Source organism: Polynucleobacter sp. IMCC 30228 (genome assembly GCF_021395205.1).
Classification (GTDB): domain Bacteria; phylum Pseudomonadota; class Gammaproteobacteria; order Burkholderiales; family Burkholderiaceae; genus Polynucleobacter.
Genome location: NZ_JAJVCS010000008.1, coordinates 1 through 13,430, shown reverse-complemented (window position 1 = coordinate 13,430; position 13,430 = coordinate 1). Strand labels below are relative to the sequence as shown.

The window sequence follows — 13,430 nt, the reverse complement described above, 5'->3', positions numbered from 1 at the left end:
CTGCCAGCAGGCTATCAATGAGTTCTTGGGGTACTGCTCGTTTTGCTGCTTCGGTCATCATCATTACTCCTATGGAGTGGGCTTTTACCCATTATTAGACCGTTTACACAAAATTTAGTACACCCCCGATGTATCCGCTAATTTTTGCTAATTTCTCTTTTGCGCTCATAGAATCCTTTTAATTATTTTGATTAAAAATTTACTAATTTTTTATATCAATTACTATTTTTAATTCAAAGAAAATTAAGCCCATCGCCAATGCTCATATTGGTGAAGCTTACAAAAGCCTCCCAACCCGTATATTGGTGAACCTCAACTTTTGCCATTCAAAGCCTCGCAATATTAGCTTTACTTATAAAGGATGCCGCATTAGGAGTAGACTTAATATAAATTTTATATTTAATAATTTGCTCCATGGAATTTAATTAGTGTTCGAATACTAAAAAGAAGGAGCAGTAATTTCTTCATTATTATTATTTTTTCTACTTAGCTGACTTCGTAATTCCGCCCGTATAGTTAGTTTCAACTATTTCCTTTGCACCTTCTGTGCTATCAACTAACTCTGGGTTAGGGGGCTAGATGATTGCAATAGTTTTTACTCAATGATATTTTTGTACCCTTTTTTACTTTTACTATTGCCGCGGGATTACTTAAAGTCATTAATACCGTCAGATCCTGCGAGGGTTTTTTCAGGCAAAACGATACCTTTCCATCGCTTTTAACACCCTCAAAAACATATCCAGCAGTATTTTGAGTAGGCGCCCGAAGTAAATATAACTCGACCCCATTCGTTGCATTTATTTTCGATGCCACTTCTGCTGGAGCTATTTGAGCAACCTCGGAAGCATTAATTTTTTTAAATGCGTAATCGCTAATAGGCCCGCCATCATAGTAAATACTATAGATTACGTAGTCGAACTCGTCATTCTTCAGTCCAGCTTGAGCATTTAGGAGATGGGTCAAGGTTAAAAAAAGGCTTATAAGAAGATGTAATTTTAGTTTTGCCACTTTCTTGGCTATTTGTAAATTAAAGCTCAATTTTAAATGCTAGGCGCATGCAATCAAAGTCTTTGTTCAAAAAAGGCTCCAATTCCAAGATTTCTCTGTCCATATGGCATCTGCTGGTAGATAACCCCACTTCTAATTCTAGAAGCCTTATCAAACTGATGGGCAATATCAAAGTTAAGTCGGGATGAATTAATTAGGTTATTAAATCCTGTTGAATAATTTTGATAGCTAATATTCCCATTTTCATCAATTGAAGTAGGTAACCTTACATTCATCTGGCCTCCAATGGCTTGCTGGTGATTTGCTGAAAAACTTAAATTTGTAAATTCACTCAATGCATGACTAACCGTTGCTTTGAGGGAGCTATATTTTGCGTTACCAAGAGAGGTCAATCCATTGTTTGCAGAAGACATAGAAGTAACTTCTCCTGCATATAGGATTGATGTATTTCCATCAAAGAGCCTATGGCTAAAGAAACCTCCTTTTGAGGTGGCGCCTGAACTACCCAAACTAAAAGCGCCAGAGCCCATTACACCTGCAGGCTGAGAAAAATTCTTAGCCATTGAAAATGTTCCACCATAAGAGAAGGTTTCATGATCTTTTTGCGCAACCATGCTATGAGATGACCGATTGCCCATTGATGAGCGATCAGATAAATTGACATTCCCAATTGAAAGCTGATGTGAATTTGGTATGCTGGAAATTGCTGCAACTTTCACTCCATATAAGGACGTTGCATAGCCAGCACCATGAGAATTCGTGCCTGAATTAGACAAATGAGGAATGTGTGCCAACCCTAATGAACGACCGATTGCGCCCTCTGATTTAGTTCCCGAAGAAAATGATAATTGATGGGATTTATGGCTTACTGATAAAGCAGCATTCATGTCACGGGTGTAAGAATATTTTACGCCCTTAGTCTGCGCACCTTCAGTTGGCAGGGGGACGCTCAGGTCATTTAGATGTTGCATTCCTAAATCACCCCTAAAGGGTGCGCTGGAAACTAAATTGTTGGATGACATGAAAAATGGTGCCCTCTGATAACCATCAACCACCAATATTTTTTGACCGCGTATTGCTGATGCTAAACCAGCAGGTAAGGTAATTCTCGAGTTTGTAGCACTAGCAACCGAGCCAGTTGCTGATGATGATGTAGTAATCGCTAGTCCGCCAACTGGATTTGTAGCGGCATTCAGATCCATCAAACCTTGGCCGTAAATATCTGAATTTGCATAGACACCAGTTTTATTTGCTGTAGCCAATAGGCGATCACGAACTTGCTGGTAGGATAAATTAGGGAAGGCGGATTTGAGAGAGGCTAATGCACCACTAACCATTGGTGCGGCCATTGAGGTGCCTGACATAGTTGCGTAACCACCAGTATTTGACATTGAATAGATTTCACTTCCAGGTGCAGCTAAGCACCACCCTTTTGCCACTCCGCATGCATTACTGTATGAAGCTCTATTGCCATCTTTACCGACCGCCATTACAGCTAACCAACCAGCCTCAAGGCCTGCAACGCGGTAAGGTATGCCCGCCTGTACAGAAACTTGTGACTGACCATCATTACCGGCAGCGTAGACAACTACACCGCCGTTTGCAACGAAGTTTTTGTATGTGGAAACCTCTGAGGAAGTCCATGTCCAAGAGGTGATTGGGGTATTCGCAACACCCGATGAATTATTTATGATCATAGCCCCAGCAGCAAGTGAGCGGTTGATAGCATCTGATGTTGCCGCAGAAGACCCTATGTTTACACCGCTAGCTGTATACATTCTCATATTCAACACTGTGGCTTCATAAGCGATGCCATGCATACCAGAATCATTTTTTGGCGCCCCAATTATACCGGCTACATGGGTGCCATGACCATTTGGATCGGCGGAAGATCCCGCAGTATTTGTCACATAGTCATAACTATTAGCAGTATCAATTTTGATTGAAGATCCAGTTTTAGCCTCAATAGGATTCACGCCAGAGTCAAACACTGCAACCTTAATATTTGTGCCATTTCCATTCTTGGCATAAAGATTGGCTGCATTAACCATAGCCAAACCATATTGAGCATTATATTCAGCGGTTCGGAATTGTTCTGGGGTCAGGCTTGATGACCCACCACTACTACCTCCACCTCCACCAGCACATGCATTGAGTAATAGAGCAATTATCAAATAAAATATTTTTAAGCTCATAGAATTTTTCATTTTTACCCCTAATCAAAAGATCAGAGGTAATCCCCCCTTATTTAACAGTCGATGTCTCTTTAAAATTTGAAGTATTGCGATTAACTGTCGAAGCACAGCCAACAACGTTGAGGATGAAAAGAGCTGCCAACAAACTTTTAGTGGTTATATTCACAATTTCTCTCTATTAATTATTCTAAAAATTAATATACTCTTAAAATCTATAGGCAAGAAGTTTTCTTTCATTAGCTTTCTATGATTGGGCACTTTAATTGATCTAGATCAAACAATTTAAGTAAAAATACCTAGTCAGCTGTCCAAAATACGATGTATAGGGCTAGCGTAGTGAAGCGGTCGAAAAGGCTGGTGGGGGTATGGTGGGGTCTGGGTTATGGCAAAACGTTAAGGGGGCGGCTTACTTTCGTAAACCTTATGTGCTGATGCTGCTGATGTCATGTCATAGCTACTTGTGGAAGAGCATCCGTAGGAGTAGTAAAGAGCGTACTAAAAAGTAATTGTGTGGGGAAAATTGGGGGAATTTAGAGCTTCCAAGCTGGAAGCCCATATAAATGCTTGACAAGTGGCGGAAGCGGTGAGATTCGAACTCACGGAGGACTTTCATCCTCGCCAGTTTTCAAGACTGGTGCATTCAACCGCTCTGCCACGCTTCCTTTGCTTGGGATTATAAGGAACTTAAGCAAATAAGCCTAAAAGTGGGGGGATGAGTTGGCTCATAAAATCAGGTAAACTAGTCAGATAACTAGTCATTTGGAGTTTTTTATATGAAAAGTAATTGGGCTGTACAGGATGCTAAAGCCAGATTTAGCGAATTTTTAAATGCCTGCCTAAGTGATGGTCCCCAAGTCGTTACCAAACGCGGGCTTAAAGCCGCTGTGCTTATTACCATCCAAGAATGGGATGCTTTAAGGGAATCGGCTCACCCCACCCTTAAAGACTTACTGCTTTCTGATCAGGATAGAACTGAATTACCTTTACCTAAGCGTGGTCAGTTGCAACGCCGTAAGTTAACTCAAATTTAAAGAATGTACTTACTTGATACCAATATTATTTCTGAGCTGAGAAAAGTAAAGCCGCATGGAGGTGTACTTACATGGTTAAAAACAATTAGCGATACAGATTTATATATTTCAGCAGTATCTATCGGCGAAATACAAGCAGGAATAGAAATAACTCGCGAGCAGGATGCGCTTAAAGCAAAGAACTTAAGTGTCTGGCTAAATAAATTAATGAATCTTTACAACATATTGCCAATGGATGCGCGGGCATTTCGAATTTGGGCTACATTAATGCACCGAGAATCTAATACGGTCAATGAGGATGCCATGATTGCATCAACTGCACTAAGTAAAGAACTTACGGTAGTTACTAGAAACGTAAAAGACTTTAAACGCTTTAAAGTTCCAATTTTCAATCCATTTGATTCGAAAATAAACCCGAAAACTTAATCAGCTCACCCCGCGATCAAACCCTCAAGATAACGCGCGATCGCCAGAGATGATGTCAGCCCTGGGGACTCAAAACCATATAGGTTATAGAGCCCAGGCAAACCATGTTGCCGGGGCCCATCAAAAATAAAGTCGCCGGCAGTCGAATTAGGGGGCACAATTTTTGCCCGAATTCCTGAATAATCTGGCTGTAAAGCCCCGTCTTTTAGCCCCGGCCAATAACGCCGGATGGCTGCATAAAAGCTATCGCCTCGTTGCTGATCAACCGCATAGTTAATTTGATTCTCTTCAGTAATATCAAGCCACTCCACATCGGGGCCAAATTTAGCTTGTCCAGCTAAATCTAAGGTCAGATGCACACCTAAACCACCAGGCTCAGGAATGGGATAAATCAAATGTTTGAATGGTGAACGCCCCGCCAGAGAAAAATAATTCCCTTTAGCAAAATACGCCCGCGGAATTTTTTCTATTGATAAGCCGTCAATTTTGCTGGCAACTTGTGGCGCACTAAGGCCTGCACAATTAATTAATAAACGGGTTTGTAGTTTCATGGCGTCATTACCGCCAACAGCCAATTCAAAACCATCATTGACGACATGTGCACTAAGCAAAGGTGATTGATAGGCAATCATCCCTCCCGCATCTTCAAAACCACCCAGTAGCGACAGCATGAAACCATGACTATCAACGATACCTGTTGAGGTCGATAACATCGCTGCGGTGCACTTAAGATCAGGTTCTAAATTGAATGCTTCTGTACTTGATAGCAAACGTACATCGGGCACACCATTATTTTTGGCTTTATACAAAATATTTTGCAGATCATGTATTTGCTCACCATCGGCGGCTACCACTAACTTGCCATATGCTTGAGTTGCTACCTGATGACTACGACAATACTCATATAAAAGTCGATTGCCTTCAACGCAGAGCTTTGCTTTGAGAGAATCCTTCGGATAATAAATACCAGCATGAATCACTTCGCTATTACGCGCACTGCTAACGGTACCAAAAGCCGATTCGCGTTCTAAAATGATGGTTTCATACCCCTGAAGTGCCATCTCGCGTGCAACGGCTAAGCCGATCACTCCTGCACCGATCACGACACAATCAACCTGCTCCATCTACCTGTTCCAGACATATTGATTAATAAGAATAGGCACAAATCGTAACATTTTCAGTACTTTAAGGGGGATTTAAACCATTTCTCCCGCTACTTATTGATAAAATCTAGAGATGTCCTCAAATCCTGCTTCAGAGAACCCCAATTCCATCTTTTGCGCTGCAGATATAGTCTTAGATAGCGCCTATCAAGGTATCGATGCTAAAGGCTGGCAAGCTCTATTTGCTCAAGCCCGTAAAGCCAATCTGCAACAGTTCATTGCCGATCTATTTGCTGGAAAGCACCTTAATACATCTGAAGATCGTCCTGCACTGCACTCAGCACTGCGCAATTTAGATCAAAAACCAGTATTAGTTGATGGCAAAGATGTCATGCCTGCTGTGGCAAATGTTTGGCAGCGTATTGAAGCGCTATGCAATAAATGGGAGGGTGTAACCGACGTCATTCATATTGGCATTGGTGGCTCTGACTTTGGTCCACGTTTAGCCATTGAAGCACTAGCCCATGTTCCCGGTATTGAAACTCGGGGCATGCGTATGCATTTCTTAGCCAATATCGATACCGCTGAATTAGGCCGCATTTTGCAACGCGCATTACCGCACAGTACGCGCATCATCATTGTGTCTAAATCGTTTACTACTGTAGAGACCACTAAAAATGCCAAAGCCGTTGTACGCTGGCTTAAAGATAGCGGTCTCACTAGCAGTCAAATTAATAATGCCCTATTTGCCGTCACTGCCGCTGTGCCTGCTGCTAAAGCGTTTGGCGTCAAAGAAGAAAATATTTATCCTTTCTGGGACTGGGTTGGCGGGCGTTATTCCGTGTGGTCAGCAGTTGGACTGCCAATTGCCTTGCAATATGGTTTTGAAAGTTTTAAAGCATTTTTAGCGGGTGCGCAGGCAATTGATCAACACTATCAATCTGCGCCTTTAGAAGAAAACTTGCCGGTAATTATGGCGCTGGCTCTACTCTATCAACAAGAGCAACACGATATTAAATCCTTCGCTGTTATTCCCTATGCCGATGCATTAGATGGGTTTCCAAAGTGGTTGCAGCAGCTCGATATGGAAAGCAATGGTAAGCGCGTTGACCGCAATGGTATGCCCGTAAAGTTCTCTTGCCCTGTTGTATTTGGTAGCTCTGGCAGCAATGCCCAGCACTCCTTCTTCCAATTACTTCATCAGGGTACTGAGGTCATCCCAATTGACTTCATAGCCATTCGTGAACCCATGAGTCATTTGCCTGAAGCCAAAGAACATCATCGTATTTTGCTGTCTAATTGTTTAGCGCAAGCCCAAGCCTTAGCCAATGGTAAAAAAACCGCTAACCCTAACAACACCTACCCAGGTAAGCGGCCCAGTAACTTACTGATTCTGCCGAAGTTAAATGCTTTTTATCTAGGCGCTCTTTTGGCGCTCTATGAGAATCGTGCCACTACCCTAGGGGCGCTCTGGAATATCAATAGCTTTGATCAGCCTGGCGTAGAGCTCGGTAAGGTCTTGGCTAAACCGATTGAAGCAGCACTCAAAGATTCTGTGTCAGTAGCTGCCGATGCCAATATCGATGCGATTACAGCGCGGCGTATTAATCTTTTCAATAGCTAATGCAACAATCTTTCATTTATAGAACCCAATACAAGAAAAATTAGATGAATAAGCGCAATAAAGATCAATACACAAAAATAGCTATAAATCATTTTTACTTGGATTAAATATGCAACTATCTCCATCCATTTTTAAAGCCTACGATATTCGCGGCATCATCGATCAAACACTCGATGCCTCTGTTGCCAAATCGATTGGACAAGCCTTTGGTAGCCAAATGCGCGAGCTTGGTGAAACTGTCATTGTCATCGGCCGTGATGGTCGCTTATCCGGACCCAACTTAATCGAGGCCCTAGCTGAAGGCCTACTTTCAACGGGCATCGATGTCATCGATTTAGGCATGGTTGCCACACCGATGGTCTACTTTGGCGCCAATCAAACGATTGAGGGTCGCAAGCCCCTTTCTGGAATCATGATTACGGGAAGCCATAATCCCCCTAATTACAACGGCTTCAAAATGGTACTTGGCGGTGCGGCAATTTATGGCGAACAAATTCAAGCTATTCGCCAGCGCATAGAAGCGCAGCAATTTATTCAGGCGCCGCAAGCTGAAATTGGTAAGCGTTCGTATTTCGATATTTTCCCCATGTATTTAGAGCGCATTGTGAGTGATGTGAAGTTAGCTCGCCCCATGAAAATTGCAGTTGATTGCGGTAATGGGGTTGGTGGTGCATTTGCTGCGACCCTTTTTCGGGCCCTTGGTTGCGAAGTGGAAGAGCTCTTTTGCGAAGTCGATGGCCATTTTCCCAATCACCATCCCGATCCAGCCCATATTGAAAATCTACAAGACCTCATTAAGAATTTAGCTACGACTAATAATGAACTAGGTTTAGCCTTTGATGGTGACGCCGATCGTTTAGGCGTGGTAACTAAAGATGGGCAAGTCATTTTTCCCGATCGACAAATGATGCTTTTTGCTAAAGATGTATTAAGCCGTAATCCTGGCAAGCAAATTATTTATGATGTGAAGTGCACCCGTAACTTAGCAACTTGGGTAAAACAACATGGTGGTGAGCCCTTAATGTGGAAAACCGGCCACTCACTAGTAAAAGCCAAGCTAAAAGAAACTGGTGCGCCCCTTGCTGGCGAAATGAGTGGGCATATCTTTTTTAAAGACCGCTGGTTTGGCTTTGATGATGGTTTATATACTGGCGCGCGTTTATTAGAAATTTTAAGCAAAGAAAAAGATCCAAATCAAACCTTGAATAACTTGCCCAATGCCATCTGCACCCCTGAATTGCAACTGGAATGCGCAGAAGGCGAGCCCTTTACGATTTTAGAAAAAATTAAGGCGAATGCGAAATTCCCCACTTCACAATCGATTAATACCATTGATGGTGTGCGGGTTGAATATGCTGATGGTTTTGGTTTGGCCAGGCCCTCTAACACCACGCCAATTGTGGTAATGCGCTTTGAGGCCGACAGCGAAGCAGCAATTCAACGTATTCAGGCTGAGTTTAAAGTGGCTTTGTTAGCCGCTAAGCCAGATGCAAAATTACCGTTTTAATTAAGCTAGGTTACTTTTAGGCCCGTTCTCTAACGCAAGACTGTGCTAATATCCCTATTAACTATGCGCATAATTAAAATGGATTATTAATGCGTATAATATTACGATGACTACCCACACAGTAACCGCATCCCACCCCTTATTTACTGCCTTGAAAAAACCAATTAACCTCACTCTAAGCAGCGAAGTGCTAGAAGAAGCAAAGTTACTAGGTATTAATATATCCAAAGTATGCGATGCCTTTTTGACCGACCTGGTTAAAAAAGAAAAAACACGTCGCTGGCAAATTGAGCATGCAGAATTTATCTCTGCCTATAACAAAACCATTGAAAAAGAAGGCTTACCATTGGACGAATGGAGGACTTTTTAATGGCTCGATTTCATGTTTATGAAAATGAAAGTCATCAAGCCAAAAATACTCCTTTTCTTCTTGATGTTCAGACAGATTTACTCAGCTCGCTAGAAACTAGAGTAGTGATTCCTCTGAGAATGGCTAACCTTTATGACGCTCGCAAATTACCACAAGATTTAATGCCCTTATTTTTAATAGCAGGCAGAAAGTGTGTTTTAGAAACGCCAAAAATGGCGGCAGTACCTACTCGAATCCTAAAAAAATCCGTAGGTAATTTAATTGCCGAACAAAATCGCGTCATCACAGCAATTGACCGTCTATTTCATGGGTTTTAATAAGGTATTGCCGTTTTAATTAACGCGTAATCTTTTTAATTTCTTTAAGCCGATTTTGCTCATCGACCAAAATTACTTTAGGAATATGTAACTTGGCTTCAGCCTGATCAAGCGGCCCATAGGTACAAATAATCAACTGGTCGCCTACATGGGCTTTGCGAGCGGCAGCACCATTCAGGGCAATAGCACCTGAGCCCCGCTTAGCTTTAATGATGTAGGTTGAGAAACGCTCACCATTATTGATGTTGTAGAGCTCGATCTTCTCGTACTCACACATCTCAGCGGCGTCGAGCAAATCCTCATCGATACCGCAAGAGCCCTCGTAATGCAAATCGGCCTCGGTAACCACCACCCGATGCAATTTAGCCAATAACATAATGCGTTTCATAAAGCCCTATCTTCGCTATTTAAGGGGCTTATTCTAGCGCGAAATAAGCCTAAATTAATGGAGTTTGGGTTTATTGGTGATTTCATTGGGAGTTACATTCAGCTCGTCCGATGGTTGAGCTGGCATTTCTCCAATGACAAATGGCGCACCCCAGCCAGCACTTTCGCGTAATTGATCTAATAAAAGGCACATTGCCTGTAAGGTAGGTCCACCTAACTTTAGGTTTAGGTTAGCGCCACCTGGTAAGACGAAGTCCATCGATAAGACATCGGCCTCGCCATCTTTACTTAATTCGCACTTCACATCCATCACCAATAATGGATCGGCGCCAATGGGGTAATTGCTAGCTGCTTGATATGCTTCAGCACCGACTTGTCCGCCCTGCCCGCCATTTGCTTCCCCCTGCTTTGATGCTTGCTTACTGACTTGTTCTTTTAAAGCTTCTTTTTGAAATTCAGTAATTGCTGCGGCAGTTTCAGGCGAATGGGTTTTCTCTAAATGCTTAGTGAGAAGATGCGCGGTCGCTCCTAAGATAAATAAAGTAACTCGACGCGTAAACCAGAAACGGTATTCTGCATCATCGATCGTGTTAAAACGAAAGAGCAAACGATCTTCTTGTACGAGAAAGCTAGCGTTAAATTGTTTTATGGTCATTATTATTCGTCCTCTTCCGTATCATCACCCCTTTTCTTGCCAACCCTATTTTCTTCAAGTTTATCTAGTTGCATAGTAGCATCAGTTTTATCTGGACTTATTTTCAATTGCTTGCTATTTCTAGTGTACAGATTAAGGTTGAAATTAGCCTCACCACCAACCATAGAAACTGACACTTCAGAGCTGATATCAAAAATCATTTTGGTAACTTCAAAATTATTATTAGCTAATATTAGCGACTGTAATATTCCTGCTGACATTTGACCTGAGCCAATTTGACCGGCTTGGGTAATGCCTAAATCAGTCGAGCGGGCACTTGACTCTGCCAGACTACCATTATTAGCAATGCCACTGCTACCGACTGATCCATTCGACCCACCTAAGCTACCAATACTGCCACTAAAACTACCAGACCCATCGCTACCTGGCACTACTGGATAACCGCTACCTGGAGCTACTGGATAACCGCTAGCTGGAATCGAGCTAAGTCCAGCACCAGAGCTAAGAGTTGAGGCGGCAATAGTAATAATGCTGCCACTGGTCACTGTGCCGGTAGGTGTTGAATCACCAAAAATCAAGGTTCTAAATTCAACGCTGTAAGGTCTTGAAATGTCACCAATTGAGCCGGCCGAAATTGTTGGCGGATCAAGCAACGAAGCATCGGCATCATGAGAAATTGCTGCGACGTATAAAGAATGGTTATGCCCCGCGGCTGAACCCGAAGTAGTTAAATCGTTAATACTTCCCACAAATGCAACCGAGGGATCTTCTGAAATCAAGGTTCTGGCATTAACGCGATTTTTACCATCCAATGAATTTTTTACTGTAATTGGATTTAAACCAACGTCTGTAATGTATTTATCTAAAAGGAAACCTTCATTACCATTATCACCTACGTATACTGAACCTGTATAAGTTTGACGATATTTAGTTAATATATCTGCAGTTAATTCAATTCGCGGTGCAGTAATTGCCAGTGAATTAAGGCCATGTAATACACCATCCGATCCCAATAAGGATCCTACGCTATCGTTGATGGCAATCGTGGTGGCAGCTGTTACGGTTAAAGAATTCGGCGTAGCTGAGTAACTTGAAGCCAAGGCAGCTGGGCTATCAATCTTGCCATTAAATGTAATGCCGGCATTATTTGAGCTTAAGGTAATCGTTGATCCAGCTGCAGGATTCAAAATAATATTCGCGTTATATACCTGGGCACCATTGCTAGTAATATCCGATATCAGTTGGAGATTAGCGCTTCCCGCAATACCATTCGGCGTATTTACCAGTAAGCTCTGAATAGTCGTACCTGTAGTAGTGCCTAAGGAGCCATTATCAGAAACGACTGCTCCACCACTAATTGCATGCAAACTTCCTAATAAAGCAGTGGCATTGCTTAATACTAGGTTGCCGGTAAAGCCAGCATTATTGCCGCTTACTGTTAATGTGCCAGCACCCGATTGGTTAATTGTTCCAGTACCGCTCACATTATTACTAAAGGTAAAGTTATTCGAGCCAGTAAAATTAATCGCGCCATTATTGATAATTGCACTGCCAGTAGTACCCACTAAAGCGCTGTCATAAATAACCGTTTTACCCACGGGAATGATGACTTCGCCAACATTATTTCCAGTCGGAGTGGCACCATTAGTCCAGTTAACTGAGTTCGACCAAAGACCTGCAGTACTTGCTATATAGGTAACGGATGGTAACTGCGTAATTGTGCCGATATTCCCGGTTAATTGGCTTGAGGATAAGAAATAATTATTAGCATCAGCACCACTTAAGGCCACGTTAATTGTCACTGATTTAGCTACGCCAACATTTTGATCAGTAAAGTTACCTGTGCCTTTCATCGAAACTAGGTCACCAGGGATGATGTGACTTAATACTGGGTCAGTATTTAATGTTAAGCCACTAATACTAGAACTACCGTCGTAGACCTTTGCTACTCCTGAAACACCAAGGCTGGAGGCAGGAAGACTCAATGTATTAACAGCAGTACCACCTACAACAGTCATTGTTTTAAAGTTTGGTCCAACAACACTAGAGGTAGTCGCCTTCATGTTGTAGCCACCAGCATTTAAATTTCCGGAGTTACTAAATGAACCTACGTTTGAATTTGCTCCGAGGGTAAATGTGGCGATGCTAGTACCAGCCCCATCCTGAACAGTAAATACACTACCCGCTAAACTTGGAGTTAATGAAGTTGGATTGGGGGCTCCAGCAGCTAAATACTGTGCCGTTACATTAGCGGCGTTATAAGTGGCTGGCGTGCCATAGTTGGTAGTGGTAGGCAATACGCGGACCAATAAATTCTGCTCCCCTAAAATCGCATAATTACCATTCATATAAGTAACTTGATAATTTCCATTATTTACGCCATAGCCACTTGGAGTTAATGCGTAATTGCCAATCACATTGCTAGATGGACTACTTCTCGTAATTACTGGGGTTCCGGTAATATCTGCGACAGTTTGGCCGGCAACAAATCCGCTATATAAGACGCCTGCATATCCACCGGTACAAGCTACTCCGCTACCACAATTATTGGCATAGCCTTGCGTATCAGTTTGTGTCACAAAGCGCCCATCATTTACAGCCATTACTGTTAATTGGGCGGGCGTGATATTGCTGGTATTAGAACTGGCTTTAGTCACACTATAATTATTACCATTATTACTGAACTGCTGTCAATTTAGGTCCACTACTTGAGAGAGTTTTTCCATAGTAAATCATTGCAGTAAAATGGGTTGAGTTTGGATGATTTTGGGTATTTGCACTTGGGGTGCTGGTGGCCTGTAACCTAA

General features: G+C 42.4%; 12 protein-coding genes and 1 tRNA gene. 6 read left to right on the top strand and 7 right to left on the bottom strand.

Annotated features, from left to right (window positions below; all coding sequences use genetic code 11):
• Positions 1-567: 567 nt before the first annotated feature.
• The 3 genes from LZT21_RS11735 to LZT21_RS11725 form a co-directional block, all read right to left on the bottom strand.
• Positions 568-1,038, bottom strand: coding sequence for a hypothetical protein (locus LZT21_RS11735; protein WP_233990985.1), 471 nt, complete (start codon positions 1,036-1,038; stop codon positions 568-570).
• 23 nt (positions 1,039-1,061) lie between these two features.
• Positions 1,062-3,215 (bottom strand): S8 family peptidase, encoded by a 2,154-nt coding sequence (locus LZT21_RS11730; protein WP_233990984.1) that lies wholly within the window; start codon positions 3,213-3,215, stop codon positions 1,062-1,064.
• Positions 3,216-3,775: 560 nt separating this feature from the next.
• Positions 3,776-3,865: transfer RNA gene (locus tag LZT21_RS11725), tRNA-Ser, on the bottom strand.
• A 111-nt stretch (positions 3,866-3,976) separates the two neighbouring features.
• Between LZT21_RS11725 and LZT21_RS11720 the strand changes: the two genes are divergently transcribed.
• Together LZT21_RS11720 and LZT21_RS11715 are read left to right on the top strand one after the other, a co-directional pair.
• Positions 3,977-4,234, top strand: a complete 258-nt coding sequence (locus LZT21_RS11720) for a type II toxin-antitoxin system Phd/YefM family antitoxin (protein WP_233990982.1) — start codon at positions 3,977-3,979, stop codon at positions 4,232-4,234.
• Between the two features lie 3 nt (positions 4,235-4,237).
• Positions 4,238-4,660 carry a type II toxin-antitoxin system VapC family toxin gene (locus tag LZT21_RS11715; protein WP_233990981.1) on the top strand — a complete coding sequence of 141 codons (423 nt, stop codon included), beginning with the start codon at positions 4,238-4,240 and terminating at the stop codon, positions 4,658-4,660.
• 5 nt (positions 4,661-4,665) lie between these two features.
• Here the strand turns inward: LZT21_RS11715 and LZT21_RS11710 are convergent, their stop codons facing one another.
• Positions 4,666-5,784 (bottom strand): NAD(P)/FAD-dependent oxidoreductase, encoded by a 1,119-nt coding sequence (locus tag LZT21_RS11710; protein ID WP_233990979.1) that lies wholly within the window; start codon positions 5,782-5,784, stop codon positions 4,666-4,668.
• Between the two features lie 112 nt (positions 5,785-5,896).
• On the opposite strand from LZT21_RS11710, the gene pgi reads away from it, so the two are divergent.
• From pgi to LZT21_RS11690, 4 genes are all read left to right on the top strand, one after another.
• Positions 5,897-7,387 carry a glucose-6-phosphate isomerase gene (gene pgi / locus LZT21_RS11705; protein ID WP_233990977.1) on the top strand — a complete coding sequence of 497 codons (1,491 nt, stop codon included), beginning with the start codon at positions 5,897-5,899 and terminating at the stop codon, positions 7,385-7,387.
• Between the two features lie 109 nt (positions 7,388-7,496).
• Positions 7,497-8,894 (top strand): phosphomannomutase/phosphoglucomutase, encoded by a 1,398-nt coding sequence (locus LZT21_RS11700; protein WP_233990976.1) that lies wholly within the window; start codon positions 7,497-7,499, stop codon positions 8,892-8,894.
• Positions 8,895-9,045: 151 nt separating this feature from the next.
• Positions 9,046-9,264: a type II toxin-antitoxin system CcdA family antitoxin gene (locus LZT21_RS11695; RefSeq protein WP_233990975.1), complete on the top strand. Its 219-nt coding sequence runs from the start codon at positions 9,046-9,048 to the stop codon at positions 9,262-9,264.
• Complete coding sequence (locus LZT21_RS11690) at positions 9,264-9,581, top strand: CcdB family protein (RefSeq protein ID WP_233990973.1); 318 nt, start codon at positions 9,264-9,266, stop codon at positions 9,579-9,581. Before LZT21_RS11695 ends, LZT21_RS11690 begins: the two co-directional genes overlap by 1 nt.
• A gap of 19 nt (positions 9,582-9,600) precedes the next feature.
• Here the strand turns inward: LZT21_RS11690 and panD are convergent, their stop codons facing one another.
• From panD to LZT21_RS11675, 3 genes are read right to left on the bottom strand one after another with little or no spacing between them, the layout of a single operon-like run.
• Positions 9,601-9,969 (bottom strand): aspartate 1-decarboxylase, encoded by a 369-nt coding sequence (gene panD / locus LZT21_RS11685; RefSeq protein ID WP_233936515.1) that lies wholly within the window; start codon positions 9,967-9,969, stop codon positions 9,601-9,603.
• 54 nt (positions 9,970-10,023) lie between these two features.
• Entirely contained in the window at positions 10,024-10,623 is a 600-nt protein-coding gene (locus tag LZT21_RS11680; RefSeq protein ID WP_233990972.1) for a kinetochore Spc25 family protein, read from the bottom strand.
• A gap of 2 nt (positions 10,624-10,625) precedes the next feature.
• A complete protein-coding gene (locus LZT21_RS11675; RefSeq protein ID WP_233990970.1) occupies positions 10,626-13,280 on the bottom strand; it encodes a YDG domain-containing protein in 2,655 nt (884 codons plus the stop codon).
• Positions 13,281-13,430: the final 150 nt, after the last annotated feature.

What these genes read in the sequence shown, in the direction of transcription:
- LZT21_RS11730 (WP_233990984.1), bottom strand. Translation starts at nt 3,215, where the DNA reads ATGAAAAATTCTATGAGCTTAAAAATATTTTATTTGATAATTGCTCTA.
- LZT21_RS11720 (WP_233990982.1), top strand. Translation starts at nt 3,977, where the DNA reads ATGAAAAGTAATTGGGCTGTACAGGATGCTAAAGCCAGATTTAGCGAA.
- LZT21_RS11715 (WP_233990981.1), top strand. Translation starts at nt 4,238, where the DNA reads ATGTACTTACTTGATACCAATATTATTTCTGAGCTGAGAAAAGTAAAG.
- LZT21_RS11710 (WP_233990979.1), bottom strand. Translation starts at nt 5,784, where the DNA reads ATGGAGCAGGTTGATTGTGTCGTGATCGGTGCAGGAGTGATCGGCTTA.
- pgi (WP_233990977.1), top strand. Translation starts at nt 5,897, where the DNA reads ATGTCCTCAAATCCTGCTTCAGAGAACCCCAATTCCATCTTTTGCGCT.
- LZT21_RS11700 (WP_233990976.1), top strand. Translation starts at nt 7,497, where the DNA reads ATGCAACTATCTCCATCCATTTTTAAAGCCTACGATATTCGCGGCATC.
- LZT21_RS11690 (WP_233990973.1), top strand. Translation starts at nt 9,264, where the DNA reads ATGGCTCGATTTCATGTTTATGAAAATGAAAGTCATCAAGCCAAAAAT.
- panD (WP_233936515.1), bottom strand. Translation starts at nt 9,969, where the DNA reads ATGAAACGCATTATGTTATTGGCTAAATTGCATCGGGTGGTGGTTACC.
- LZT21_RS11680 (WP_233990972.1), bottom strand. Translation starts at nt 10,623, where the DNA reads ATGACCATAAAACAATTTAACGCTAGCTTTCTCGTACAAGAAGATCGT.